Source organism: Janthinobacterium sp. YR213 (assembly GCF_900099875.1).
Classification (GTDB): Bacteria; Pseudomonadota; Gammaproteobacteria; order Burkholderiales; family Burkholderiaceae_D; genus Janthinobacterium; species Janthinobacterium lividum.
On the sequence record NZ_FNDA01000005.1, the window covers coordinates 495,643 to 521,825 of the forward strand.

At 61.3% G+C, this 26,183-nt stretch carries 26 protein-coding genes and 1 tRNA gene; 10 read left to right on the forward strand and 17 right to left on the reverse strand.

Annotated elements, in window-relative coordinates:
- Positions 1 to 12 precede the first annotated feature (12 nt).
- The 3 genes from proW to BLT98_RS23215 all read right to left on the reverse strand — a co-directional run bounded on the left by proW (position 13) and on the right by BLT98_RS23215 (position 3,213).
- On the reverse strand, positions 13 to 1,116 hold the full coding sequence (gene proW, locus BLT98_RS23205; RefSeq protein ID WP_092611845.1) for a glycine betaine/L-proline ABC transporter permease ProW: 1,104 nt from the start codon (positions 1,114 to 1,116) through the stop codon (positions 13 to 15).
- Positions 1,113 to 2,348 carry a glycine betaine/L-proline ABC transporter ATP-binding protein ProV gene (gene proV, locus BLT98_RS23210; protein WP_034782568.1) on the reverse strand — a complete coding sequence of 412 codons (1,236 nt, stop codon included), beginning with the start codon at positions 2,346 to 2,348 and terminating at the stop codon, positions 1,113 to 1,115. Before proV ends, proW begins: the two co-directional genes overlap by 4 nt.
- 580 nt (positions 2,349 to 2,928) lie before the next feature.
- Positions 2,929 to 3,213, reverse strand: coding sequence for a polyhydroxyalkanoic acid system family protein (locus BLT98_RS23215; RefSeq protein ID WP_070260060.1), 285 nt, complete (start codon positions 3,211 to 3,213; stop codon positions 2,929 to 2,931).
- Positions 3,214 to 3,413: 200 nt separating this feature from the next.
- Here BLT98_RS23215 and BLT98_RS23220 point away from each other — a divergent pair, with 200 nt between their 5' ends.
- The 4 genes from BLT98_RS23220 (at position 3,414) to phaZ (ending at position 7,361) form a co-directional block, all read left to right on the forward strand.
- Positions 3,414 to 4,811 (forward strand): gluzincin family metallopeptidase, encoded by a 1,398-nt coding sequence (locus tag BLT98_RS23220; RefSeq protein WP_034782461.1) that lies wholly within the window; start codon positions 3,414 to 3,416, stop codon positions 4,809 to 4,811.
- 89 nt (positions 4,812 to 4,900) lie between these two features.
- Positions 4,901 to 5,188, forward strand: coding sequence for a protealysin inhibitor emfourin (locus BLT98_RS23225; protein WP_092611848.1), 288 nt, complete (start codon positions 4,901 to 4,903; stop codon positions 5,186 to 5,188).
- 353 nt (positions 5,189 to 5,541) lie between these two features.
- Entirely contained in the window at positions 5,542 to 5,865 is a 324-nt protein-coding gene (gene fdxA / locus BLT98_RS23230; RefSeq protein WP_034782458.1) for a ferredoxin FdxA, read from the forward strand.
- Positions 5,866 to 6,140: 275 nt separating this feature from the next.
- Complete coding sequence (gene phaZ / locus BLT98_RS23235; RefSeq protein WP_034782456.1) at positions 6,141 to 7,361, forward strand: polyhydroxyalkanoate depolymerase; 1,221 nt, start codon at positions 6,141 to 6,143, stop codon at positions 7,359 to 7,361.
- Between the two features lie 54 nt (positions 7,362 to 7,415).
- On the opposite strand, the gene BLT98_RS23240 is transcribed toward phaZ, so the two are convergent.
- From BLT98_RS23240 to BLT98_RS23250, 3 genes are all read right to left on the reverse strand, one after another.
- Positions 7,416 to 8,093 carry a DOPA 4,5-dioxygenase family protein gene (locus BLT98_RS23240; protein ID WP_092611851.1) on the reverse strand — a complete coding sequence of 226 codons (678 nt, stop codon included), beginning with the start codon at positions 8,091 to 8,093 and terminating at the stop codon, positions 7,416 to 7,418.
- Between the two features lie 46 nt (positions 8,094 to 8,139).
- A complete protein-coding gene (locus BLT98_RS23245) occupies positions 8,140 to 10,704 on the reverse strand; it encodes a TonB-dependent receptor plug domain-containing protein (protein WP_092611853.1) in 2,565 nt (854 codons plus the stop codon).
- 126 nt (positions 10,705 to 10,830) lie between these two features.
- Entirely contained in the window at positions 10,831 to 11,571 is a 741-nt protein-coding gene (locus tag BLT98_RS23250) for a substrate-binding periplasmic protein (RefSeq protein ID WP_070260070.1), read from the reverse strand.
- Between the two features lie 365 nt (positions 11,572 to 11,936).
- On the opposite strand from BLT98_RS23250, the gene rsxB reads away from it, so the two are divergent.
- Together rsxB and nth are read left to right on the forward strand one after the other, a co-directional pair.
- Entirely contained in the window at positions 11,937 to 12,668 is a 732-nt protein-coding gene (gene rsxB, locus BLT98_RS23255) for an electron transport complex subunit RsxB (RefSeq protein ID WP_092611856.1), read from the forward strand.
- Positions 12,665 to 13,312 (forward strand): endonuclease III, encoded by a 648-nt coding sequence (nth, locus tag BLT98_RS23260; protein WP_092611859.1) that lies wholly within the window; start codon positions 12,665 to 12,667, stop codon positions 13,310 to 13,312. Before rsxB ends, nth begins: the two co-directional genes overlap by 4 nt.
- Before the next feature lie 53 nt (positions 13,313 to 13,365).
- Here the strand turns inward: nth and proB are convergent, their stop codons facing one another.
- The 5 genes from proB to rplU form a co-directional block, all read right to left on the reverse strand.
- The gene (proB, locus tag BLT98_RS23265; protein ID WP_070260073.1) at positions 13,366 to 14,484 is read right to left on the reverse strand and encodes a glutamate 5-kinase; all 1,119 of its coding nucleotides are present in this window, start codon (positions 14,482 to 14,484) and stop codon (positions 13,366 to 13,368) included.
- 27 nt (positions 14,485 to 14,511) lie between these two features.
- Positions 14,512 to 14,922 (reverse strand): hypothetical protein, encoded by a 411-nt coding sequence (locus BLT98_RS23270; protein WP_034782445.1) that lies wholly within the window; start codon positions 14,920 to 14,922, stop codon positions 14,512 to 14,514.
- A 12-nt stretch (positions 14,923 to 14,934) separates the two neighbouring features.
- Positions 14,935 to 16,044, reverse strand: a complete 1,110-nt coding sequence (gene obgE / locus BLT98_RS23275; RefSeq protein WP_034754647.1) for a GTPase ObgE — start codon at positions 16,042 to 16,044, stop codon at positions 14,935 to 14,937.
- Between the two features lie 113 nt (positions 16,045 to 16,157).
- On the reverse strand, positions 16,158 to 16,430 hold the full coding sequence (gene rpmA, locus BLT98_RS23280; RefSeq protein WP_010395157.1) for a 50S ribosomal protein L27: 273 nt from the start codon (positions 16,428 to 16,430) through the stop codon (positions 16,158 to 16,160).
- A 40-nt stretch (positions 16,431 to 16,470) separates the two neighbouring features.
- A complete protein-coding gene (gene rplU, locus BLT98_RS23285) occupies positions 16,471 to 16,782 on the reverse strand; it encodes a 50S ribosomal protein L21 (RefSeq protein WP_034754730.1) in 312 nt (103 codons plus the stop codon).
- Positions 16,783 to 17,086: 304 nt separating this feature from the next.
- Here rplU and ispB point away from each other — a divergent pair, with 304 nt between their 5' ends.
- A complete protein-coding gene (gene ispB / locus BLT98_RS23290) occupies positions 17,087 to 18,076 on the forward strand; it encodes an octaprenyl diphosphate synthase (RefSeq protein WP_092611862.1) in 990 nt (329 codons plus the stop codon).
- Positions 18,077 to 18,137: 61 nt separating this feature from the next.
- Here ispB and arsH read toward each other — a convergent pair whose 3' ends face one another.
- From arsH to BLT98_RS23305, 3 genes are read right to left on the reverse strand one after another with little or no spacing between them, the layout of a single operon-like run.
- On the reverse strand, positions 18,138 to 18,866 hold the full coding sequence (arsH, locus tag BLT98_RS23295) for an arsenical resistance protein ArsH (RefSeq protein ID WP_092611865.1): 729 nt from the start codon (positions 18,864 to 18,866) through the stop codon (positions 18,138 to 18,140).
- Positions 18,867 to 19,289 (reverse strand): arsenate reductase (glutaredoxin), encoded by a 423-nt coding sequence (arsC, locus tag BLT98_RS23300; RefSeq protein ID WP_092611868.1) that lies wholly within the window; start codon positions 19,287 to 19,289, stop codon positions 18,867 to 18,869.
- On the reverse strand, positions 19,286 to 19,657 hold the full coding sequence (locus BLT98_RS23305; protein WP_170846473.1) for an ArsR/SmtB family transcription factor: 372 nt from the start codon (positions 19,655 to 19,657) through the stop codon (positions 19,286 to 19,288). Before BLT98_RS23305 ends, arsC begins: the two co-directional genes overlap by 4 nt.
- 124 nt (positions 19,658 to 19,781) lie before the next feature.
- On the opposite strand from BLT98_RS23305, the gene BLT98_RS23310 reads away from it, so the two are divergent.
- The 3 genes from BLT98_RS23310 (at position 19,782) to BLT98_RS23320 (ending at position 23,526) form a co-directional block, all read left to right on the forward strand.
- Positions 19,782 to 21,875, forward strand: coding sequence for an AsmA family protein (locus BLT98_RS23310; RefSeq protein ID WP_092611871.1), 2,094 nt, complete (start codon positions 19,782 to 19,784; stop codon positions 21,873 to 21,875).
- A gap of 52 nt (positions 21,876 to 21,927) precedes the next feature.
- Positions 21,928 to 22,004: transfer RNA gene (locus tag BLT98_RS23315), tRNA-Pro, on the forward strand.
- Positions 22,005 to 22,131: 127 nt separating this feature from the next.
- The gene (locus tag BLT98_RS23320; RefSeq protein ID WP_092611874.1) at positions 22,132 to 23,526 is read left to right on the forward strand and encodes a GntP family permease; all 1,395 of its coding nucleotides are present in this window, start codon (positions 22,132 to 22,134) and stop codon (positions 23,524 to 23,526) included.
- 12 nt (positions 23,527 to 23,538) lie between these two features.
- On the opposite strand, the gene BLT98_RS23325 is transcribed toward BLT98_RS23320, so the two are convergent.
- The 3 genes from BLT98_RS23325 to catC all read right to left on the reverse strand — a co-directional run bounded on the left by BLT98_RS23325 (position 23,539) and on the right by catC (position 26,178).
- Entirely contained in the window at positions 23,539 to 24,942 is a 1,404-nt protein-coding gene (locus BLT98_RS23325; RefSeq protein WP_034782432.1) for a sodium:solute symporter family protein, read from the reverse strand.
- A 105-nt stretch (positions 24,943 to 25,047) separates the two neighbouring features.
- On the reverse strand, positions 25,048 to 25,863 hold the full coding sequence (gene pcaD / locus BLT98_RS23330; RefSeq protein ID WP_092611877.1) for a 3-oxoadipate enol-lactonase: 816 nt from the start codon (positions 25,861 to 25,863) through the stop codon (positions 25,048 to 25,050).
- A gap of 24 nt (positions 25,864 to 25,887) precedes the next feature.
- Positions 25,888 to 26,178, reverse strand: coding sequence for a muconolactone Delta-isomerase (gene catC, locus BLT98_RS23335; RefSeq protein WP_092611880.1), 291 nt, complete (start codon positions 26,176 to 26,178; stop codon positions 25,888 to 25,890).
- Positions 26,179 to 26,183 lie beyond the last annotated feature (5 nt).

A 26,183-nucleotide genomic window follows, 5' to 3' on the forward strand; every position in this document is an offset into this window, starting at 1 on the left:
GTAAATCCTTTCTTATTGTGCGTTGGCCAGCGTTGCTTGCTGTTCAACATTATTTTTGTCCGTGTTGCCGCGCACCAGGCGCAGCACGAAACCGGCAGGACCCGTCTGGTACCAATGGCGCACGCCACGGCGTGGCTGGCCCATCGCTTGCGTCAATCGGTCCAGGGTGATGGCCAGCAGCACGATGCCCAGGCCACCCACGGTTGCCAAACCCATGTCCAGGCGGCCAATGCCGCGCAATACCATCTGGCCCAGGCCACCCACGGCGATCATCGAGGCGATCACGACCATCGACAGCGACAGCATCAGCGACTGGTTGATACCGGCCATGATGGACGGCATGGCCAGCGGAAATTGCACGCGGGTCAGCAGCTGCCACGGCGAGGCGCCATAGGCGCGGGCCGCTTCGATCAGGTCGGGACGCACCTGGCGGATACCGAGGTTGGTCAAACGCACCAGCGGCGGCAGGGCAAAGATGATCGTCACAATCACGCCTGGCGCATTACCGATACCAAACAGCATCACCACGGGTACCAGGTAGACGAAGGCAGGCGTCGTCTGCATGGCGTCCAGCAGGGGGCGCAGGATATTCTGCGCGCGGTCGCTGCTGGCAAGGAAAATACCCAGCGGCAAGCCGATGGCCAGACAGAAAGCCAGCGACGTCAATACCAGCGACAGGGTGGTCATGGCTTCCGGCCAGATGCCCAGCATCGACACCACCAGCAGCGCCAGCACGGTACCGATGGCCAGGGTACGGCTGGTAAATTGCCACGCCAGCAAGCCGATGATGGCGATCACCGTCAGCGACGGGGCCGCCAGCAATACGCCTTCCACGCCGGACAGCACGCTGTCGATCGGTGCGCGCACGGCCTGGAAGAAAGGACGGAAATGGGTGACAACCCAACCCAGGCCCTGGTTGATCCAGCTTTCCAGCGGCAGCGAGCCGTCGAAGATCTGTGTCAGGTGAAAGCCGCTCGCATGTTCCGGCTGCACGGCAGGCGCGGCGGCGTCCAGCCAGGCGGTGCTGGCGTCGGTGGGCGGCGTCAGCGCCCAGGGATTGATTTGGGCGGCCTGTTCAACAACAGGTTCTACTGTGGAAACGGTGCTTGGGTTCATGCTTGTCCTTTCTGTTGTTGTGGCTCGGCAATGGCTGGCGTGTCGCGGTCGAGGAACTTCAGCAAGGTCGTCTTGCTGATGGCGCCGCGGAAGCTGCCGTCATTGGCCACCACAGGGACGGCGTAAGGCAGTTGCGCCACCTGGCCGAACAGGCCGGCGACTGGCTCATCTGCATTGATGGTCTGCACGTCGGGCAGATAGGCATGCGCCAGGCCCAGCGGTCCCACATGGCCGTCGAGCGCACTGCGCAGCGAATCGGCCGAGACGACGCCGAGGAACTTGCGCTGTGGATTGACGACATACGCAAAGGCGCGATCCTGCTCTTCCAGCATCGACAGCGCGGCGCGCGAACCGCGGCTCGGCGACTCGGAGACGACGATCTGGCTCTTGCGGGCAATATCGCTGGCCTTGAAAACGGCCGCCGCATCCACGCCGCGCACGAAATTGCGCACGTAATCGTTGGCAGGCTTGCGCAAAATCTCTTCCGGCGTGCCCACTTGCACCACGTGGCCGTCTTTCATGATGGCGACGCGGTCGCCGATGCGCATGGCTTCGTCGAGGTCATGCGAAATGAAGACGATGGTGCGGCGCTTGATTTGCTGCAAGCGCAGCAGTTCCGATTGCATTTCCGTACGAATAATCGGATCGAGCGCGGAAAATGCTTCATCCATCAGCAAAATCGATGGATCGCAAGCCAATGCACGGGCCAGGCCCACGCGCTGCTGCATGCCGCCCGACAATTCGTCGGGATAGCTGGCGCCGTAGCCGTCCAGGCCCACTTGCTCCAGCGCTTGCTGGGCCAGCGCATGGCGCTCAGCTTTCGGCATGCCGGCCAGTTCCATGCCGAAGGCAGTGTTGTCGAGCACAGTAATTTGCGGCAGCAGCGCGAACGACTGGAACACCATGCTGATGTCCTTGCGGCGCAGGGCGCGCAGCTGGGCGTCCGGCAAGGTATTGATGTCGTTGCCGTCGATCAGGATGCGGCCGGCGGTCGGCTCGATCAGGCGGTTCAGCATGCGCACCAGGGTCGACTTGCCCGAACCGGACAGGCCCATGATGACGAAGATCTCGCCCGCTTCAATGGTAAAGGTGGCGTCGAAAACGCCGATGGTGCAGTCCGTCTTGGCCAGGATATCCTGCTTGCTGGCGCCTTGATGGACGAGTTCAAGTGCTTCTTCTGGCTTGTCGCCGAACACTTTGAACACATGGTCGATAATGATTTGTTTTGCCACGATGTGGTTCTCCCTCGATTTGACGAATGGAATGAAACCCAGCAAGCTGCTAGCTTGCGGCGGGAATCAGCAAACCCTGTTGCGTCGGCTACGCCACGGCGCAAAAGCGCACGGGAGCGACAGGAAACAGGGGGTGACACGCGTGTGACCAGCGGATGGCCAAAGCCGGTGCCGGGGTGCCGTGTGCGTGCTAAAAGAGGCTGTGGTTCAGGACTTTTAACAACGCTAGCGCCATGCAAATACATGGCACCAAATGTATTTGACCGAAAAAAATCGACCAAGCTACTTTTAACTGGATGCGGGTGTAAAACCCGAAGAATTATTCACCACTCAGCGAGTGGGGAGTACTGCGAAGCAGAAGGTGAAACGCGGTGTAGCTGTTGTAAATATGACTCAAGTATAACGCAAAAAGCCACCAAAGTCCAATGGCTTTCCAAATAGAAATGTGCTAGCAATGTTCGCCAGCGTACAGTCAGACGTAAAAAAGGCGAAAAGAGACTTGTTTTCATCGTCTTTTCGCCCATCGCTGCGACACGCTCCCTAGCACCAAACCTGGCGCCGGACAAGCGGTGCAAAGCCGTCAAGCCGGCTCGGTAAATACCTTGCGCATCTTCTCGGCAATCTTGCCTTCAATCGTGGAGGCGAAGGCGCTCAGCATGAAACCCAGCTTGATTTGCAGTTGCGCCTGCTCTTTTTCCAGGGTCAGCGACCCATCGACGCCGCTGCGCTCGAAACGCAGCACGTCGCCATCCCAGGCGCACGCCAGGTCATATTCCTGGGCCAGCTTGTCGGCCACTTGCTGCGCCGCTTGGCGCGCCTTTTCTGCTGTCAGCTTATGTTGCTGAACTATATTTATATCCGCCATCAAACGATCCTTTTATTATAAAAACGGGGGCAATACGGCCAGCATCATACCAGTCGCCATGCGGCAGCCGCGGCCATCGGTGGCGCCGGCACGCAGAAAAAACCGCGCTTTCCTGCGCCGCACTTGCGCCGCATCAAACCGAAACCACCGAAGCGGGCCGACTATCTCAGTTCCAGTTGCGAGTGTCTTGGAGAGCTACCATGGACCAGAAAGTCATCGTGCCGGTCGAAGCCGTGCTGACCAAATGCGTGTCCCTGCCCGTCGGCTATGTCCCCACCCCATCGGCGCCCTACCGCCAGCACCGCAAGAATGCACAGCTGACCTTGCAGCCGGGTCCGCCCCGCGTGCTCGACCCCACCACCCGCAAGCTCGAAGCCGTGCCGGTCGGTTCGCGCGTGCTGATCTGGAAGCAAGACCCGTCCGTGAGCGAACTGGGCACGCGCAAGACCTTCCTCGCCGGCCTGACCCTGCAAGGCCCGCGCGATGCACGCATCACCTTTGGCGAGCCGGGCATCGCCCAGGTCAGCCCGAACGCCTTTGGCGACTTCATCGTCTCGCCCAATACCGACCAGTTCGACGCCGTGCACACGTTTGCCATCGTGCGCATGACGCTCACCATGTACCAGCGCGCGCTGGCCAGCAACGGCACGGCCTCGCCCCTGCCCTGGCAATGGAATAGCGCCAGCAATACGGCCCCGCTGCGCGTGTTTCCGCACGGCTTGCCCAATGTCATGAATGCGTACTACAGCCGCAGCGACAAGGCCCTCAAGTTCGGCGATTTCATTCCCAGCGGCGCCACCGAGCGCGTCTATACCTGCCGTTCGCTCGACATCGTCTCGCATGAAACTGGGCATGCCATCCTCGATGGCCTCAAACCGAATTGGCTGCTCAACAATAACCCGCCGCAGACGGGCGGCTTGCACGAATCGTTCGGCGACCTGACGGCCATCTTCCTGGCCCTGTCGCAGCTGGACCAGGTCGAAGCCGTGATCGCGCAAACCAAGTCCGATCTGCACGACAAAACCTTCCTGGCCGACCTGGCGGAACAGTTCGGTCTGGCGCTGGGCCGGCCGAACGGTTTGCGCAATGCCGACAATGACATCAAATTGTCGGAGGCAGGCACGGAAGTGCACGCCATCTCGCAAGTGTTTACAGGCGCCATCTACGACATCCTGGCCGACATCTTTGCCCATGAACGCCAGCCCCAGCTGGAAGATGACGCTGCCGTGCTGCACCGCTGCGGCGACTACCTGCGCAGCCTGGTCTTGCGCGCCCTGGTGGCGTCTCCCGACCATGCGGCCACGTATGCCGACGTGGCCGGCCAGATGCTGACCCTGGCGCAGGCCGACGGCTATACCGCCTACCTGGACTTCATCCGCAACAGCTTTACCGTGCGCGAAGTGCTCAAGAACAATGCCATGACGGAAGATGGGCAAATGACCTTTGCCGCAGGCATCGTCGATGACGAGGGTGCCGTGCAAGACAGGCGCGCCTGCTGCGGTACCATGAACCATGCGGAATACAGCGAATCGGACCACTTGCTGGAAGCGGAGCGCGAAGCGCTGGCGGCCTGGTGCCGCAGCTACGCGCCCCGATAAATGCCATACGCCGCAAGCCAGTCAATAGTCGACAGCAGGCGATGACATGCCGCACCACGTCCCCACCACCGTCCACCAGAAGGAGCAGCATGAAAATTTCAGCCCGCAGCAGCGGCGGCTTTGCCGGCCTGAGCGAACAGTACGACATCGATACGCAAGCCCATCCGGCCGGCCCCGGACTGGAAGCGGCACTGGCCAGCAGCGGCTTTTTCACGCACTCGCAGACGACGGGCCAGCAGGTGGGTGCCGATATCCCGCAATGGCAGATCACCGTCGACGCGCCCACCGCGCGCCGCACCATCACATTTGCCGAGGATGGCAGTGCTGAAAATGCGCGTTGGCAACAGTTACTGACGCAGATACGCGCCAGCGCCTGATTGTTCCGGTACTTGGCCTGATTGTTCCGGCGCTTATTTTGTGCCGGTCTTGATTTGAGTAAAACAAAAACACCACACGGCAAGCCAGCACACCGCCCACCCTGCACCCTGCCGCATCGGGTGACTGTCGCTTTCTTGCTGCGTTCTTTATGGCAACGTCCCGGATAGTCGCTGAATTACCCGCTCTGCGCGGCAACGGCACTGTCAAAAAATGAATTTGCTTATATGTATTGTATATAAGCGGGATTTGTGAGAAATAGCGAATTGCCTTAAAATACAATGCTTTGCTTTAGTATGCGCCGCCGAGTTTCCTGCAGGCGCTACAGCACCTCCCCCAAATTGATAGGACTGTTATGACCCACGTTGTCACCGAATCCTGCATCGCCTGTCGCTATACCGACTGCGTCGATGTCTGCCCGGTAGATTGTTTCCGGGAAGGCCCAAACTTCCTGGCAATCGATCCGGACGAATGTATTGACTGCGCAGTCTGCGTGGCAGAGTGCCCGGTGAACGCGATTTTCGCGGAAGAAGACGTGCCGGGCGACCAGCAAGCCTTCATCAAGATCAACGTCGATCTGGCCCGTAACTGGCCTTCGATCACCAAGACGAAGGCTGCCTTGCCGGAAGCCGAGCAATTCAAGGACGTCAAGGACAAGCTCGACATGCTGGTGCGCTAAGCGCACGGCACTTGCCGCGGCCGTTCTGGCGGAGAGACTCTTCTCCGCAGGGGCGGGGCGGCGAAAAAACAGACGAAAAGCAGCGGAAACGCTGCTTTTTTTGCTTTTAAAGCATCGTTGCAGCTCTATCCACGCAAGTGTGGCGCGCTGTCACACCAAAGCGCAAACTGTGGACCTGTGCGCGGTAAAGCACATTTTGTCCTCAACAAATATCGTAGAATTGGATTATGATATTTGAGCCGATATTGGCGCTTGGAATTAAACAAGGACTCTATATGCTTTACCAACTGCACGAACTGCAACGCTCTTTCCTCACTCCGGTGATGCAATGGGCAGACATGTCCTCCAAGTTATTTACCAACCCGGTTTCTCCACTGGCCCACACCCCGTTTTCGCAACGCATCGCAGCCGGCTACGAGCTGATGTACCGCCTTGGCAAAGACTACGAAAAACCACAATTCGACATCCAATCCGTTCTCGTCCAAGGCGAGAACGTCGACATCCGCGAACACGTTGTCGTGACAAAACCGTTTTGCCGCCTGATTCACTTCAAAAAAGAAGCCACTGGCTTGCAACAGCCCAAAGTTTTGCTGGTTGCCCCCCTGTCCGGTCACCACTCGACCCTGCTGCGCGATACCGTGCGCGGCTTGCTGGCCGAGCACGATGTCTACATCACCGACTGGACGGACGCGCGCATGGTACCGCTGACGGAAGGCCCGTTCCACCTGGACGACTACATTTATTATGTGCAGGAATTCATCCGCCTGCTGGCGCCTGACTTGCACGTTATTTCCGTCTGTCAACCGACCGTGCCCGTGCTGGCCGCCATCTCGCTGATGGCGACAGCCAAAGATCCGCACATGCCGAAAACCATGACGATGATGGGCGGCCCGATCGACCCGCGCCGCTCGCCCACGCAAGTGAACAACCTGGCGACGGAAAAGAAATTCTCGTGGTTTGAAAACACCGTGATCTACGCGGTGCCGCCGAACTACCCGGGCTTTGGCCGCAAGGTGTATCCGGGCTTCCTGCAGCATGCCGGCTTCATCGCCATGAACCCGGGCCGCCACGCGCAAAGCCACCGCGAGTTCTACATGCACCTGGTGACGGGCGACGACGAGCCGGCGGAAGGCCACCGCCAGTTCTACAACGAGTACAACGCCGTACTGGACATGCCGGCCGAGTACTACCTGGAAACCATTAAAACGGTTTTCCAGGAATTCAGCCTGCCGATGGGCACGTGGAAAGTGGGCGGCCAGCTGGTGCGTCCGCAAGACATCACGAATGTGGCGCTGTTCACCGTGGAAGGCGAACTGGACGACATTTCCGGCGCCGGCCAGACGCAGGCGGCGCATGACTTGTGTTCCGGCATCCCTGCCGAGATGCAACAAGACTTCGTGGCGCCGAAATGCGGCCATTACGGCATCTTCTCGGGCCGCCGCTGGCGCGAGATCATTTGCCCGAAAATCGGCGAATTCATCCAGAAACACGGCTAATACACGGCATATCCATCAAAAAGCCACCCCAGTTCACACTGGTGTGGCTTTTTTTCATGCGCGCTCGATTTTCACCGTCGGACGCGTATTCACAAAGATCTGCTCGACTCTCGGCTCGCCCGGTCCCGGCTTCTTCATCGCATAGCCATTCACAGGCTGCGAGCGGTTTACCCACAGCGCGTAATACAGGTGATCGGCGCGCGGATCTTCCGTATTCGGGTGGATCAGTATCGTCAGGCCCAGGCTGTTCAGTTGCAGCCACGGCACGATCACGGGCAGCAGATCATTGGTAAAGCCAAAATAAAACGACGGCGTCACGTGCGGGCCGCGCGGCTCCAGGTTCCAGTCGCCCAGCTCGATCTGGAAACGCTCGGCCGCCCACTTGCGTATCAGCGCCGCTTTCTGGTAACTGTCTTCGTCAAAATAGATATGCGCGTGATAGCTCTCGATATCCGTATAGGCGCGCGGCTTGGCAGGCAACGTTTCCTCGCCGGGCCGCACGCTGACGGGGCGCGGCGTGGGCGCCTTGTCCGTATGCTCGCCCCACGGACTCTTGCCGGGCGCTGGTTTCACACGCGACGGTTTGGCTTCCTGCGCCAGGGCTGTGCCGGTCAGGCCGGAAGCGGCCAATGCCGCCACCAGACCGCCGCCGCGCAAGACCGTGCGGCGCTGCGGTGAGAGGAGATTGGCCCATTCCAGGTCGATGGCCGCGTGTTGAGTGTTGTCAGACATGTCAATTCCTGTTCTTGATGATAAGTATGGAGATAGCGAAGGCAGATCAAAAGTGCACCGTGGCGCGGGCGTAGTAGTAACCGCCCAGTACGCCCAATGGTCCCGAATTGTCGTAGGCGCCCGTGTACTGCGCCAGATTCGCGGCGCTGCGCGCTGCGCGCGGCACCTGGCTGGGCTTCTGGTCGAAGACATTGTTGGCGCCCACCGTCACGTTGATGCGCTTGCTGATGTCGTAGCCGACGCTGACATCCGTCACGAAGGCGGCCTTCAGCTGGTAGTCGCCGCCCGTGATGGCGTTCAGGCGCTTGAGCTTGCCGTAGCGCGTCTCGCGCAGGTTGAATGTCCAGCCGGCTTTTTCATACGCCAGGGTGACGATCTCCTTGTCGCGCGGCGCCCGGTACAGCAAGTCGTACTCGGCCGACTTGCTCAAGGTGCCGATGTTCGGCAAACCTTGCAGCACGGCCGGCAGTGCCGCCTTGCCAACCAGACTCGTGTGATTGATATTCACGGCCGCCGTCCAGCGCAGCTTGCCATCGGCCACGCGCAGGACATCCTCGGCCGTCAAGTCGATGCCGCGCGTGCGCGTGTCGCCCACGTTGGCAAAGTAATGCGCCACCAGGCCATTGCCTACCGTCAGCCCCGCCGAGCGCAGCAGGTTTTCAATGACGGTCGCTTGCGCCCCCGTCAGCGGCCGGCCGCTGCCGTCGAGCGCCACGCCCGAGCTGCGGTCAATGCCGATGTTCGACGACACGCCCAGGCGGTCGCTGACCTTGATTTGATACGCGTCAACGGCCAGGCGCAGGGTGGGCGTAGGATTGAAGGTCAGCCCTGCTGACAGATTCGTCGATTTTTCCGGTTTTAATGCTTGCGCCCCCAAGGCCCGTGCGGCAGCGGAATTGGGCTGCGCCAGGGTGTAGGGCACGCCCGCATGGTCGGACGTGTTCGAATACGATTGCGTCACCAGGCTCGGCGCATGGAAACCGTTGCTGACAGTAGCGCGCACGGCGACCGTGGACGTCACGTCATAACGGGTGGACACGCGGCCTGTCGTCTTGCTGCCGAAATCGGAATATTTCTCGGCGCGCAGAGCCGTGTCGAGCAGCAATTGCGGCGTCAGTTTCGCACCCAGGCCGATATACGCCGCATGGCTGTGGCGCGCCGTGTCGGATGCATCGACGGGCAGATAGCCGGCCAGCGCCGACGAGCCGCTGCCCTGGTAAGAGGCAGGTTCGCCGGGGCTGCGCTGCTGCGTTTCATACGAATACTCGAGGCCCAGGCTCAGGTCGGCCGGCTCGCTCAAGCCCAGCTGCACGGGGCGGCGCACATCGGCATTCGTGGTCGAGCGGCTGTAGCGCTGATTGCCGATAGTAAAATCGGTCTTGCCACCGGGATAGGTCAGCGAGTAATTGGCCGAGTGTTCGACGCCCACGTCGATATCGTCGCGGCCATACGTCGTGCTCAGGTCCCAGGACCAGCCCGCCGTCTCGCCCTTGACACCGCCCGTCAGCGAAAAGTCGTTTTCGCTCGTCGTTTCATATGGCGTGAAACCGTCGGGATACACGGCCAGCAAGCCTTTGTTGTTATTAAAAATGGTATTGGGCAGGCGGAAATTCTGGGCCGAGCGGGCATTGCGGTGCGCATAGGTACCGAAACCATACAGTTGCACCTCGTTCGACACGTCATAGCCGAGGTTGGCGCTGAGCGAGGCGGTCGTGCTTTGCGGCACGCCCGTATTGCGCCATGGATTGCTGTTGCGGTTTGCTTCGGCCGGGTTCGGCGAAGCGCCGGCCGGCAAGCTGTTGTTCGGTCCCAATTTCACCAGCTGGCCATCGCTATTGCGCACGGCCGGATACGACAGATAAGCGGGATTCAGTCCAAAATTGCGCACGGCGATGCCCTGGCGCTGGACTTCGGCGCCGAAGTGGGCAAAGCCGTGTTCGCCCAGGCGCGTGCCGCCATCGATGCGCACTGAACCATTCGTGCCGTCGCCCTCGTAGGTGGAACCGAGTTGCGTGCTGAAACTGCCCTTGTCATCCGACTTCAGGATGATGTTGATGACGCCGGCGATGGCGTCCGAGCCGTAGATGGCGGAAGCACCGTCGCGCAGGATTTCCACGCGGGCAATCGCCCCCGTGGGGATCAGGGCCAGGTCGGTGGCGACGGAACCCGGAAAGCCATCCTCATTGACGATGGCCGTCGTATGGCGGCGCTTGCCATTGACCAGCACCAGGGTATGCGAGGGATCGAGGTTGCGCAGCTGCCCGGCGCGCACGATGCTGCCCAGGTCCGGCTGCACGCGGGCCGGCAAGTTGAATGACGGCAAGGCCGTATCCAGCGCATCGAGCAAGTTCAATTTGCCCGTGGCCTGCAATTGCTGCGCGCTGATCACGTCAATCGGTGCGGCGCTGTTGGCCACCGTGCGGCCCGTGCCGCGCGCCCCCGTGACGATGACGGTGTCAAACGGCGCGGCGGCCAGCGCGCCAGCGCCGTCCGGCGCGGCCTGTGCGTGGACCACGCCGGGCGTACCCAGCACGAGCACGGCCGCCGAGACGGCGTGCGCCAGTTGCCGCAGGCGCGGGATGGGGTCTTGCTTGTGAATCAATTCCAGCATACGGAAACATCCTTTTCAAGTCATCAACACAGTGGCTGCAGACTAAAGGATGGACAAACAAACAAGAACGAATGGTTTCGTATTTAGATATTTCGTTTTGGCAACTAACAACAGCGGCGCGCCGTATCAGGGACTGGCCGGGGCGGTCGCCAGGCTCTGGTCGAGCCGCTTCCAGTAATCGCGTTCCAGCCGGGCCGTATCGATGTCGCGCGCCGCCTCGTTGAAGCGCTTTTGCCGCGCCGCTCCTTCCGCGTCGCGCTGGAAGCAGACGTGCACGGGACGTTCCTTGAAGACGGTATCGATGATGGCGATGCGCTCCCGCTCGGCCTTGCTGAAGTTACGTCCCATCAGCAAGTGCTGCAGGACATGGCGTTCGATGACGATCACGCGGTAACGCTTGATGAGCAGTTTCTTCAGATTCGTCGCATCGTTCAAGCCCTCTTCCGTCTTCAACTCGCCGCGCGCCACCATGCCGTCGAACTGCTCGCCATTCGAATAACCGGCCACGGTGCCGATACGCAGCTTGCCCAGGTCGGCCAGGGCGGTACCGGGCACGCCATCCTCCTTCAGGTAGGCCAGCACGCCTTGCGTATTGCCAACCGGAACCGAGAAGTGGCAGAGTTTTTCCCGTTCGGGCGTACGCCAGACAGCCAGAAACCCGGCATAGCGGGAACTGGCCAGGCCAAACTGCATGGCGCGCTTCCACGGGAAATACTCATATTTGACGACATAGCCCATGCGTTCGAAGATGGCGCTGACCATCGCCCCGGACATGCCGTCGGCAGGCAGGCTGCGGGAAATAAAGGGCGGCCAGTCTTCGGCGGCGAAGCGGACGATGCGCGAGCTGGCAGCGCCCGGCGCCGCCATGGGGGAGCCAGCCTGCCCGTGTGCAAGGGCAAGTGTAGAGTGCATGAATAAACAGAAGGGCAAACCAACTGTCCGGAGGAAACGCATGTTTGGCTCCTATGGCCTGGCGCACCTTGCAATGCAGGCGCGGCAACAGGACTGGCGGTCGGCTTTTTTTGATTACAGGCTTGATAAAAATCATGCTCCCATAAAAAAAAGAAATTGCAAAGTTGTTTATTTGCACTTTGACATTCCCAGGGGAAATAAAATACGATTGCGGCGTCCCTGCAACAGGCCTGCCATGCGCCAGCTATTCCCTCTCACGAGCCAGGTTTTTACTTGTGCGCGCGCCAGATGGCCGATAATGACGTTTTACCGTATTGAAGATGACCGTGCCGCATCCCGCCTCTCCCTCACTTGCCGACCAGATCGAAGACTTGCTGCCGCAAACGCAATGCACCAAATGCGGCTACAACGGCTGCCGCCCGTATGCGGAAGCGATTGCCGCAGGCAACGCCGACATCAATCAGTGCCCGCCGGGCGGCGCGCAGGGCATCGTGCGCCTGTCCGGCTTGCTGGGCAAAAAAGTCATTCCGCTCAATCCCGTCAACGGTCTCGAACGTCCACGATCTGTCGCCTATATCGACGAATCGCTGTGTATCGGCTGTACCCTGTGCATCCAGGCCTGTCCCGTCGACGCCATCGTCGGCGCCGCAAAGCAGATGCATACGGTGGTCACCGATCTGTGCACCGGCTGCGACCTGTGCGTGGCGCCCTGCCCCGTCGACTGCATCGTCATGTACCCGGTCAGCGGCGACGCCACGGGCTGGGATGCCTGGAGCCAGGCCGAGGCGGACGACGCGCGCGCGCGCCACGATTTCCGCACGCAGCGTTTGCGCCGGGAAACAGAGGAAAATGAAGCACGCCTGGCCGCCAAGGCCGTCTCCAAGATGCACGAAGTGACGCAGGAAGTACCCGTCACGCCAGACGAACAGGCCGAAAAGGAACGCAAGCGCGCCATCATCGCCGCCGCCATGGAGCGCGCGCGCGCCAAGGCCGCTGCCGCCAGCACGGACACCGCCCAGCCAGCCCCCATCACCCCGAAAAAAGACGCATGAACGCCGCCAAACGCCTGGAAATCTTTACGCGCTTTCGCGCCGCCAACCCTTCCCCGAAAACGGAACTCGACTACACGACGCCGTTCGAGCTGCTGATCGCCGTGCTGCTGTCGGCGCAGGCAACGGACGTGTCCGTCAACAAGGCGACCCGCTTGCTGTATCCGGTCGCCAATACGCCGGCCACGATACTGGCCCTGGGCGTGGACGAGCTGGCCAGCTACATCCGCACCATCGGCCTGTTCCGCACCAAGGCGAAGAACGTCATCGCCACCTGCCAGATCCTGCTGGAGCAGCACGGCGGCGAAGTACCGCGCGACCGCGCCTCGCTGGAAGCCTTGCCCGGCGTGGGCCGCAAGACGGCGAATGTGGTCATGAACACGGCGTTTGGCGAACCGACCATGGCCGTGGACACGCATATCTTCCGCGTCTCGAACCGCACCGGCATCGCGCCAGGCAAGAATGTCGATATCGTCGAGCAAAAACTGCTGAAATTCATCCCCAAGGAATTCCTGCACGACGCCCACCACTGGCTCATCTTGCACGGCCGCTACACGTGCACGGCGCGCAAACCCCAATGCTGGAACTGCATGATTGCCGACCTGTGCGACTACAAGGAGAAGTCGCCGATGCCGGCCGTGGTATAGAGCAAAAAAAACGGCCCGCAAGGGCCGTTTTTTGATTCGCAGCAAGCGGGAGCTTACAGCAAGACCATATTATCGCGATGAATCAGCTCATGGCCTTCCATGTAGCCGAGGATGGACTCGATCTCGGTGGAAGGCTTGCGCATGATGCGGCGCGCTTCGCCGCTCGTGTAGTTGGACAGGCCGCGCGCCACGGGCGCGCCATCGGCATCGACGCAGGTGATCACGGCGCCGCGGCCGAATTCGCCATTCACGCCCGTCACGCCGATCGGCAACAGTGACTTGCCTTCCTGGCGCAGCTTTTGCACGGCGCCAGCATCGAGCACGACGGCGCCGGCCGTATGCAGATGATCGGCCATCCACTGCTTGCGCGCCGTCAATTGCCCCGTTTGCGCCCGCAACTCCGTGCCGATCGCTTCGCCCTGGGCCAGGCGGCTGAGCACGTCGCTGTCGCGGCCCCAGGCGATGATGGTATGGGCGCCGGACTTGGCGGCGCGCTTGGCGGCAAGGATTTTCGTCAGCATGCCGCCACGCCCCAGGCTGCTGCCGGCACCGCCGGCCATCGCTTCCAGGGCCGGATCGCCGGCGATGCCTTGCGTGATCAGGTAAGCGTCCGGGTCCTTGCGCGGGTCGGCCGAGAACAGGCCGTGCTGGTCCGTCAGGATGACCAGCGCATCGGCTTCGATCAGGTTGGCCACCAGGGCGCCCAGTGTGTCGTTGTCCCCGAACTTGATTTCATCGGTGACGACGGTGTCGTTTTCATTGATGATCGGCACCACGCCCAGACGCAGCAGGGTCGTCAGGGTGGAACGGGCATTCAGGTAGCGTTCGCGGTCGGCCAGGTCGGCGTGCGTGAGCAGCACTTGCGCCGTGCCGAGGCTGTGGGCGCGGAAGCTGCTTTCATAGATTTGCGCCAGGCCCATCTGGCCGACGGCGGCGCAAGCCTGCAATTCGTGGATATCGGTGGGGCGCTGCTCGAAACCGAGGCGCAGCATGCCTTCGGCGATAGCGCCGGAACTCACCAGCACGACTTCCTTGCCCAGGACGCGCAAGCCGGAAATCTGCGCGGCCCAGCGCGCGATGGCGGCATGATCGAGTCCGCGGCCATCGTTGGTGACCAGCGAAGAACCGACTTTGATGATGATGCGGGTAGCTTTTTGAATCACGGAATCCATGGGGCGGCGCTCTTCACTTAATAGACGTCAGCGCGCAGGACGCAGCAGCAGCAAGGCCAGCCCCGCCGTCAGCTCCATTGCGCACATGAACAACACAAAACCCTGGGGCAAGCCGAAGCTGATGGCCGCGAACAGACGGCCGGCGGGCTGCGCCAGGACCAACATTGCAGTGATATCGCCGAGGACAGGCGGTTCGCCCTGCCGTGCCGCGAACAGCGCCAGGAGCGCGGTAGCGCCCCAGACACCGACATGAGTAGCGTAGAACTGGCTGTAGCCGTTGACGCCATTGAGGAAGATGCCCATGCCGGCCGCCATTTCATCGGCGAACAACAGGCAGGCGACCGCGCTCAGCCCGTAAGCATACGCGATCAGATGCAATACACGGCGCTGCCACGCTTGCTTGCGCGCTGGCGCGACAGCGGCCGTCTGTACCGACATCAGGGTAAAGCCTTAGTCGAGGATCTTGAAACGCGGATCATCCGGGTCGATCGACGAGATACCGCGTGCTTCTTCGGTCATCTGCGTTTCTTCGGCACGGCTTTCGCTGTGTTTCTTCTCTTCCAGATGCTGGTAAATCGCATTCACCAGTTCCGGGCAACCCTGATGGTTCAGCGCGGAGATCTCGAAGACGGGACCTTTCCAGGCGAAACGCTTGAGGAAGTCCTTGACGATCTTCTTGCGCTCTTCTTCCGGCACCATGTCGAGCTTGTTCAACACCAGCCAGCGCGGTTTGTCGACCAGCGACTCGTCGTACTTTTTCAATTCCTTGACCAGCGCCTTGGCTTCCTTGACAGGATCGACGTTGGTTTCAAACGGCGCCAGGTCGACGATGTGCAACAGCAGACCCGTGCGCTGCAAGTGGCGCAGGAATTGATGGCCCAGGCCCGCGCCTTCGGAAGCGCCTTCGATCAAGCCGGGAATGTCGGCGATCACAAAGCTCTTCTCGTGCGACACGCGCACCACGCCCAGGTTCGGGTGCAGGGTGGTAAATGGATAATCGGCAATTTTCGGACGCGCGTTCGAGACGGCCGAAATGAAGGTCGACTTGCCGGCGTTCGGCATGCCCAGCAGGCCCACGTCAGCCAGCACTTTCAGTTCCAGGCGCAGTTCGCGGCGTTCGCCTTCCTTGCCCTCGCCTTTTTGACGCGGTGCGCGGTTGGTCGAGGACTTGAAGTGGATATTGCCCCAGCCGCCTTCGCCGCCCTTGGCCAGCATTTCGGTCTGGCCGTGCTCGGTCAGATCGGCCAGGATTTCGCCGCTCGCGTTGTCGATGATCAAGGTGCCGACCGGCATGCGCAGGTGGATGTCATCGGCGCCCTTGCCATAGCAATCTGCGCCACGGCCAGGCTCGCCATTGCGAGCCTTGTGCATTTTGGAGAAGCGGAAATCGACGAGCGTGTTGATATTGCGGTCGGCGACTGCCCAAATGGTGCCGCCCTTGCCGCCATCGCCGCCATCGGGACCGCCGAAAGGCCGGAATTTTTCACGGCAGAAAGAGGCGCAGCCGTTGCCGCCATCGCCCGCGATGACTTCGATTTTTGCTTCGTCGATAAACTTCATAATTTTGCCGCCATAAAACTAAAAAGGCTCTACCTTGGGCAGAGCCTTTCGATTGAAGGCTTGCGCCTTACATCATGCGATCATTGCGGAGCGAACTGGCGCTCCGCGACGAATTACGCTGGTACTGCTGCGTTAGGTACAACGGTCACGAATTGCTTCGAGCCTGCACCTTTGACAACGAACTTCACTTTGCCCGCGATCAGCGCGAACAACGTGTGGTCCTTGCCCATGCCTACGCCTTCGCCAGCGCGCACTGGGGTGCCGCGTTGACGAATGATGATGCCGCCAGCATTGATAGCTTGGCCGCCGTAGACTTTAACGCCCAGACGTTTTGATTCTGAATCACGGCCGTTTCGCGTTGTGCCGCCGCCTTTTTTATGTGCCATTTAAGACTCCTTGATAGCTGATTAATTCAAACAGCGGCGATTAGCCGTTGATCGAAACGATTTGGATTTCGGTAAAATTCTGGCGATGGCCTTGATGCTTTTGGTAATGCTTACGACGACGCATCTTGAAAATTTTGACCTTATCATGGCGACCATGCGCCACAACCGTAACCAGTACCGTTGCACCTTCGACCAATGGAGCACCAAACTTGATGCTGTCGCCCGCGCCTACTGCGAGAACTTGATCGATGGTGATTTCGGAACCAATGTCTGCCGGTATCTGTTCTACTTTAAGTTTTTCGCCAGCGACAACTTTGTATTGTTTGCCACCGGTTTTTATGACCGCGTACATGATTTGAAACCTCATCAAATGTTGAAAGAATTTGTCCCACTGCCATGAAAAGCAAGCCGTGCACAACAGGGGGAACCAGCGATTATACACGGACTGAGAAATTGCGTCAAAAACTATTCACAAAGCTTGATGATCGTGGTATGTCGACAACCTGACCATCATGTCAGGCTTGCGCCAGGCGGACAGCAAAACGCGCGCCAGTGCCAACAAGGTCAATCAATTGCTCTACAGTCATAGGCAAACGTCACGCACGCGCAAGCCTTGTCGTATAATCGCGGCACCCACAATCTAATGCAGGTTCGCCTTGTCTGACGCTAACAAACACGTTAACCAAAACACCATCGTGCAAACGATTGCCGCCGATATGGATGCAGTCAATACGGTGATCCGCCAAAAGTTGCACTCCGATGTGATTCTGATCAACCAGATCGCTGAATACATCATCAGCGCAGGCGGCAAACGCATCCGTCCCGTGCTGATCTTGCTGGTGGCCAATGCCCACGCCTATCGCGGCACGGCGCACCATGAACTGGCCGCCGTGGTCGAATTCATCCACACCGCCACCCTGCTGCACGACGACGTCGTCGATGAATCGTCGATGCGCCGCGGACGCCAGACGGCCAACGCCCTGTTCGGCAATGCCGCTTCGGTGCTGGTGGGCGACTTCCTGCACTCGCGCTCGTTCCAGCTGATGGTATCGCTGAATAATATGCGCGTCATGCAAATCCTGTCCGACGCCACCAACGTGATCGCCGAAGGCGAAGTGCTGCAGTTGCTGAACATGCACGATCCGGACGTGACACAGGAAAGCTATCTGAACGTCATCCGCTCGAAGACAGCCAAGCTGTTCGAAGCGTCGGCGCAACTGGGCGCCCTGATCGCTGGAGCCAGCGAAGACGATATCGAAGCGGCAGCCGAATACGGCCGCTCGCTGGGCACAGCTTTCCAGCTGATCGATGACGTGCTCGACTATGCAGGCGACGCCGCCGAAATCGGCAAGAACGTGGGCGACGACTTGCGCGAAGGCAAACCGACCATGCCGCTGATCTGGCTGATGGAAAACGGTACGCCAGAGCAACGCGAACTGGTGCGCAGCTGCATCGAGCAAGGCGACGAACAGCATTTCGACGCTGTCCTGACGGCCATCACCAGTAGCGGCGCCCTCGACTACACGCGCAGGCAGGCGGAAATCGCCGGCCAGCGCGCCGCCGATGCCATCGCCGGCTGGCCGGACAGCGTCTACAAGCAATCCATGCTGCAGCTGTGCTCGTTTGCCGTGGACCGCAATCACTGATCGCGTTTCATCCTATGCAATACAAAACGGCGCCACTGGCGCCGTTTTCTTTATGTGCCGCTTATTTGCTGCGCTCATGCTCCATCGCCGCGCCCGCCAATGCCTGGACGATGGCCGGTGCCGCTTCCAGCCGCTCGCTGTAGCGGCTGCCCAAATAATCGCGGCGGTCGCGCACCAGCAGGGTGAATTTATACAACTCCTCCATCACGTCGACCAGGCGCTCGTAATACGGCGACGGTTTCATGCGGCCGTCATCGTCGAATTCCTGATACGCCTTGGCAACCGAAGACTGGTTCGGTATCGTCACCATGCGCATCCAGCGTCCCAGCACGCGCAAGCCGTTGACGGCATTGAACGATTGCGAACCGCCCGACACTTGCATCACAGCCAGGGTTCGGCCCTGCGTGGGCCGCACGCTGCCCGTTTCCAGCGGCAGCCAGTCGATCTGCGACTTGAACACGCCCGTGACGGCGCCATGGCGTTCCGGGCTGCACCACACTTGCCCTTCCGACCATAGCGACAGCGCGCGCAATTCCTGCACCTTCGCATGCTCGGGCGACACGCTGTCGACCATGGGCAAGCCATGCGGATCGAACACGCGCGTGTCGGCGCCAAAGTGGCGCAGGATGCGTTCCGCTTCCAGGGTCAGCAGCTTGCTGTACGAACGCTCGCGCAAGGAACCGTACAGCAGCAGGATGCGCGGCGCATGGGTGGACACGCTGGCCGGCGCCAGCTTGTCCAGGTCCGGCACGTCCAGGTGCGCGGCATTGATATTCGGCAAATCATTCATTCAGGCCACCGGCTTGCCGTTGGCGCCGACCACGGCCTGGCCGTCTTCCTTGACGAAGGCCCCTTGCTGCGGCAGCGGCAGGATGTCCAGCACTTTTTCCGACGGCCGGCACAGGCGCACGCCCAGTTCCGTGACGACGATGGGGCGGTTGATCAAGATAGGATGGGCTTGCATGGCGTCGAGCAGGGCCGCATCGGACAAATCCGGATTGGCCAGGCCCAGCTCGTCGTACAGGGCGCCCTTGTCGCGCATGACGGCGCGCACGGTCAGGCCGGCGCGGGCGATCAGGTCGACCAATTCCTCGCGCGAAGGCGGATGCTTGACGTAATCGATGATGACGGGCTCGACACCCGTGTTACGGATCAGGGCCAGGGTATTGCGCGAGGTGCCGCACGCCGTGTTGTGATAGATCGTGATCGTCATGTCGTGGTGTCCTTGAGTAAATGAGATTCAGTGGCGCAACAAGGGGCGCCAGCACAGCAGTTCTCGGTCAAGAAGGCCAGCAAGCCATTCATGCCCGCATAGTTGGCGGCGTAGATGATGGAGCGGCCCGCCTTGCTCGCCGTCACCAGGTTGGCGTGCGCCAACTCCTTCAAGTGAAACGACAGCGACGATGGTGCGATCGCCAGCGCTTCGGCGATTTTCGTCGCCGCCATGCCTTGCGGCCCCGCTTGCACCAGCAGGCGGAACACGGCCAGCCGCGATTCCTGTGCCAGCGCAGCCAGGGCAGCGATGGCGGCCGCGCTTGTCAGCGGCGCAGCCTGCGTTGCGATAGTATTGTTGTTTTCCATAATTCAATAATACTCGAATTATGGAATCAATGCCAGTAATCACGATGCGTACGTAACCCAGCGCACCGACTGTCATGATCAATCGGTCTATCTTGATGAAAAAATCACTGCGATTGGCATCCCCATGACACGCTCGACACCCCTGAAAATCCTCGGCTGGAGCCTGGCCGCCCTGCTGGCCCTGATCGCCATCGTGGTCATCTTCGTGCTGACCTTCGACTGGAACCGCGCCCGCCCTTACATCAACGAAAAGGTGTCGGAAAGCACGGGCCGCACTTTCGTCATCGGCGGCGATTTGCAGGTGCAATGGAAGCAAGGGCTGAAAACGGAGCCGGGCTGGCGCCGCTACATGCCGCGGCCCATCATCAGCGCGCGGGACGTGCGCATGAGCAACCCGGACTGGGCGACGGCCGGCCCGCAACTGGCCAGCGCGAAACGCATCGACGTGGCCATCCATCCGCTGCCCCTGCTGCAACACAGGCTGGTGCTGACGGACCTGGCGCTCGACTCTCCCAATATTGCCCTGCAGCGGCGCGCCGATGGCAGCAACAGCTGGACCTTGAAGGACAACGGCCCTTCGGCATGGGACGTGGAAATCCAGCGCATGGCCTTCGGCGATGGTGCCATCCGCTATCTGGACGAGGGCATCGCGCTGGACCTGCGCGCCAAGGTCAGCTCGACAGCGCCCGACGCCACGCCGGGCGACGCGCCAGGCAGCGCGCCCGTGCAGAAATACGGCATCGAATTCACCCTGGGCGGCAGCTACCGCAAGGCGCCCGTGACGGGCGGCGGCAAGGCAGGTGCCGTGCTGTCCTTGACCGATAACAACACTGTCTATCCCGTGCAGGCGCATGCCGTGCTGGGCAAGAACAAAGCCAGCATCGATGGCACCTTGACGGACCCGCGCTCGCTGTCGGGCATCGATTTGCAGCTGAGCCTGGCCGGCGCCAGCATGGCCGACCTGTATCCGCTGACGGGTGTGCTGCTGCCGGAAACCCCGGACTACGCCACCAAAGGCCGCCTGCTGGGCAAGAAGGACGGCGCCATCTGGAACTGGACCTATCAAGACTTCAAGGGCACGGTGGGCCAGAGCGACCTGGCTGGTACCCTGCAGTACTTGCCGCGCCAGCCGCGTCCCTTGCTGCGCGGCGAAGTGACGTCGCAGCAATTGCGCCTGGAAGACCTGGGCCCCACCATCGGCGCCGACAGCAATGCGCAGAAACAGGCGCGCGGCAAGGCGCCTGTGCAGCCCGACAACAAAGCCTTGCCCGTGGAGCAGTTCAATACAGCCAAATGGAATGCGCTCGACGCCGACGTGAAATTCACGGGCAAGAAACTGGTGCGCACGCACGATATCCCGCTCAACAATGTCGTCGCCAACATCCACATGAAAGACAAGGTGCTGAGTCTGACGCCGCTCAACTTCGGCATGGCCGGTGGCGACATCACCTCGAACATCACGCTCGACGGCCGTCAAAAGACCATCGCCGCGCAAGCCAAGGTGGCGGCGCGCCACCTCAAAATTCGCGAACTGTTTCCCAAGCTGCAATCGATGCAAGCGAGCTTCGGCGAAGTGTATGGCGATGCGGCGCTGACGGGCCACGGCAATTCCGTCTCGGCCATGCTGGCCAGCGCGAATGGCGAGCTGGCGGCCACTGTCAGCGAAGGCTCCGTCAGCCAGTTCATGCTGGAACTGGCTGGCCTGAACCTGGCCAACGCCGTCTTCGTGAAAATCTTTGGCGACAAACAAGTCCACCTGAACTGCCTGGCCAGCGACTTCGCCGTCACGAATGGCCAGGCCAACGTGCGCCGCTTCGTGCTCGACACGGACAGCGCCGTCGTGAATGTCACGGGCAACGTCAACCTGGCAAGCGAAACCCTGGACCTCGACGTGCGCCCCCGTACCAAAGGCGCCCGCATCATCACCCTGCGCACGCCGCTGTATGCGAAAGGCACGTTCAAGAACCCGGACGTGGGCCCGCAAAAAGGCCCGCTGGCGTTGAAAGCCGGCGCCGCCGTGGCGCTGGCCACCGTCGTCACGCCGCTGGCCGCCCTGCTGCCGCTGGTCAGTGTCGACAAGGCCCCCGACACGGACTGCGCCGCCGTCATGGCGCAAGCCAACGCCACCCGCAAGGCCCCGACTTCGCCTGCGACGAATGCGCCAGCCAAGAAAGTGAGCGAAGCGGAAATCAGGAAGGCGCAGCAGGAAAAGAAATAGACCTTGATGCAGCCGCTTGAAAGCCGTGCCACCATCTGCTGTAATGAAGGAGCGGGGTGTGGCTCAGCCTGGTAGAGCGCTGCGTTCGGGACGCAGAGGCCGGAGGTTCGAATCCTCTCACCCCGACCAGCTTTTTTCCTCACTAGGCTGGCGTGAACTGCCGTCACCTTGACCTGCGCGTTGGCAGGTTGCCGGGAAGTATGATATTAACTGCATTATTAATATCTTGATCACTTCTCGCGCAAGGGCCTGACCGATGTCTTTCCTGATAGTTCTGGCCGCACTGGCCTTCCTGATGCTGGCCGCCTACCGTGGCTACAGCGTGATCCTGTTTGCGCCGGTCGCCGCGCTGGGTGCCGTGCTGCTCACCGATCCGTCCGCCGTGCCGGCTGTCTTCAGCGGTATCTTCATGGAAAAGATGGTGGGCTTTATCAAGCTGTATTTCCCCGTCTTTTTGCTCGGCGCCGTGTTCGGCAAGCTGATCGAGCTGTCCGGCTTTTCACAGTCCATCGTCGTGGCCGCCATCCGCTATATCGGCATTTCGCGCGCGAATGCCGTCATCGTTGCCGTGTGCGCGGCCCTGACGTACGGCGGCGTGTCGCTGTTCGTGGTGGTATTTGCCGTGTACCCGTTCGCGGCCGAGCTGTACCGCCAGAGCAATATTCCCAAGCGGCTGATGCCGGGCGCCATCGCCCTGGGCGCATTTTCCTTCACCATGGATACCTTGCCCGGCACGCCGCAAATCCAGAACATCATCCCCACCACCTTTTTCAATACGACCGGCTGGGCCGCGCCATGGCTGGGCACAATCGGCGCCGTGCTGACGGTGATCATGGGACTGGCCTTCCTGGAATGGCGCCGCCGGTCCGTCATGGCGACGGGCGAAGGTTATGGCGTGGAAGCGGAACAGGCCAAGACAGGCGGTGGCGACTTGCCCCATCCGCTGCTGTCGGTGGCGCCTTTGGTGCTGGTGGGCGTGGCCAACTTTGCGCTGACCAAGCTGATTCCCCACTGGTATGGCGACAGTTACGTACTCACCGCCGAGGCCCTGCCCGGCTTGCATGCGCCCGTGTCGACGTCGATAGCGTCAGTGACCGGTATCTGGGCCGTGGAAGGCGCCTTATTGCTGGGCATCTTGCTCGTGTGCCTGACGGCCTTCGGGCGCATCCGCGCCGCCTTTGCCGAAGGCACCAAGGCGGCCGTGGGCGGCGCCCTGCTGGCGGCCATGAATACGGCATCCGAATATGGCTTTGGCGGCGTCATCGCCGCCCTGCCCGGTTTTCTTGCCGTCAGCAACACCTTGCGCAGCGTGCCCGATCCGCTCGTCAACGCAGCGGTCTCCGTGACGACCCTGGCCGGCATTACGGGATCGGCTTCGGGCGGCATGAGCATTGCGCTGGCGGCCATGTCGGACAGTTTTATCCAGGCCGCGCAGCAGGCGCACATTCCGCTCGAAGTCATGCACCGCGTGGTGGCCATGGCCAGCGGCGGCATGGATACCTTGCCGCACAATGGCGCCGTGATCACCCTGCTGGCCGTGACGGGCCTCACGCACCGCCAGTCCTACCGCGACATTTTCGGCATCACCGTCATCAAGACGGTGGCCGTGTTCCTCGTCATTGCCATCTATTACATGACGGGACTGGTGTGAGGCTTGGGCAAGCTACAGCCGCGACGACGATGCCGGCTTCGCCAACGCTTGCGCCGGCTTGAACAGATGGCTGATGCCCATGGTCAGCAGCGGGCCAGCCAGCGCCAGGTAGGAACTGTCGACACCGTACGGATTGCCCGCCAGGAACCAGCCGATGGTGGCGATCACGGAAACGATCACGCCGACAAAGGCGCCGCGCGGCGTGCCGAACTTCGGCGCATAGAAGGCCATCAGTACCAGCACTGCCAGGGTGGCGCGCAGGGCCTTGCCCAGGAAGGCGATCATCAGCAGTTTTTCCGCATACAGCGCCAGCACCAGCGGCAGCAAGCCGGCCACGACGATGGCGATGCGCAGGAACATCAGCGATTTCGCGTCGTTCTTCGCCTTGTTGTACCAGGGATCATAAAAATCCTTCATGGCCAGGGTGGCCGATGCCAGGGTGGTGGCGGAAATGCCGCCGAACAGGGCGCCGGCCAGGCCGACGATCATGATGCTGGCGGAAAACGCCGGCATGTGGGCGATCAGGGTCGGGAAGGCGTCGATCGACTTCATGCCCGGATACAGCACGGCACTGCACATGCCGATCAGGGCCGCCATCAGGCCGAACGGAATCATCAAGGACGACACGTAATAGCAGGCCCGCTTGGCCACGGCCGGATTGTCCGTGCTGACCAGGGCCTGGATCACGTATTGCGTGGCGAAGATGGAACCGATGCCGCCGATCATCCAGGCGATGATCTGGCCCCAGCCGATCTCGACCCAGTTGAACATCTTGGCCGGCAGTTGCGCCTGCAGCGCGCCGATGCCGCCTGTTGCTTCCAGCGCATACGCCAGCGCCAGGATCACGCCCAAGTACTTGACGATGGAGTGGGCAAAATTGGTGTACACCACCGAGCGCATGCCGCCCAGGCTGACATAGATCACGGTAATGGCGCCCACCAGCAAGATGGCCACGGTCTTGTTGATATGCAACACGGCTGCCAGCACGGCGCCGCCACTCGCGTACAGGGCCACGGCAACGATGCTCAGCGCAACGATGGTGAGGATGGACGCCGCATAGCGCACGGGTTCGCCGTAGGTTTGCGCCAGGATGCCGGAAATCGTCGACTGCCCGCTTTCCTTGTATTTTTTCACCAGCACGATGGCCAGCAGCAAGAAGCCCAGCGACAGCGCCACCAGATTCCAGGCGGCGGAAATACCCAGTTCATAACCCTTCTGGGCCGTGCCGATGCTGACGGAGCTGCCGATAAATTCCGACAATAGCAGCGCGCCGATCAGGTAGGCGGGATAATTGCGCCCGCCCGCCGTCATGCCCTCGGCGCTGTTGGCATGCTTGCGCACGCTATACGTAATGTACGACATGAGGGCGAAATAGCCCACCGTGACTGCCGCGATAATGATCAATCTGTTTTCCATCTGTCTACTCCAAGTTTGCTTTTTTTCTTATTATTTTTTCAAAAAAGCTTCCCCTGCCGCGTGCCGGTCTTTGCCGGTGGCGGTGCTCAGGGGCAAAGCGAAATCTTACCTTGCCGGCGACGATACAAAGGCGCGCAGCTGCGCCGTGAAGGCTGGCGCCGCCTCGACATTCGACAAATGCGACGCGGGCACCTGGGCCAGCTGCGCGCCTGCCACCTGCCGCTGCAGCCAGCGCGCATCGTCCACCGTGGTGACGGGATCGTGTTCGCCGGCGATGATCAGAGTGGGCACCGCAATCGTGGGCACCTGCGCGCGCAAGTCCGCCTGCGCCAGCGCTGCGCAGCAGGCCGCGTAGCCTTCGGCATCCTGTCCGCGCAGGGTGGCGATCATGCGCGCCACCGTGGCCGCTTCCCGCGCGATGAAGGCTGGCGTGAACCAGCGCGCGGCGGCGCCATCGGCCACCGTGTCCATGCCGTCGCGGCGCACCTGCACCGCGCGCGCCAGCCAGGCGTCGGCCGTGCCGATGCGCGCCGCCGTATTCGCCAGCACCAGATGCGTCAGACGCCGCGGCTGATGGATGCCCAGCCACTGGCCCGTCAAGCCGCCCATGGAAATGCCGCAGAACGCGGCACGGGCGATATCCAGGTGGTCGAGCAGCGCCACCACGTCCAGGCCCAGGCGCTCGATGCCGAACGGCGCGCCGCCGCTGGCCGACCGGCCATGGCCGCGCGTATCGTAGCGCACGACATAAAAGTCGCTGGCCAGGTTCGCCGCCTGGGCATCCCACATGGACAGGTCCGTGCCCAGGGAATTCGACAGCAGCAGACATGGTTTTCCCCGCTCGCCATCGGTGCGGTAATGCAGCAGCGTATCTTCCCCGTTCCAGGTGGTCACGACAATTCCGGTATCCGTGTGTTTCATCGCATGTCTCCATTGCTCTGCGGGTCAGGCATCGCCGTCGCGCACCGACGAGGGATGGCGGCACAGCGGCATCACGTCGATCTGCATGTAGGGAAACAGCGGCAAGGAGGTGAGCAAGTTGTGCAGCTCCTCCACGCTGTCCACATCGAAGACGCTGATGTTGGCGTACTGGCCGGCGATGCGCCACAGGTGGCGCCACTTGCCCTCGTGCTGCAGGCGCTGCGCCAGTTCCCTCTCCGTCTGTTTCAGCTGCGCTGCCTGTTCCGCCGGCATGCTGACGGGCAGGTTCACGTTCATGCGTACATGGAATAACATGGTGT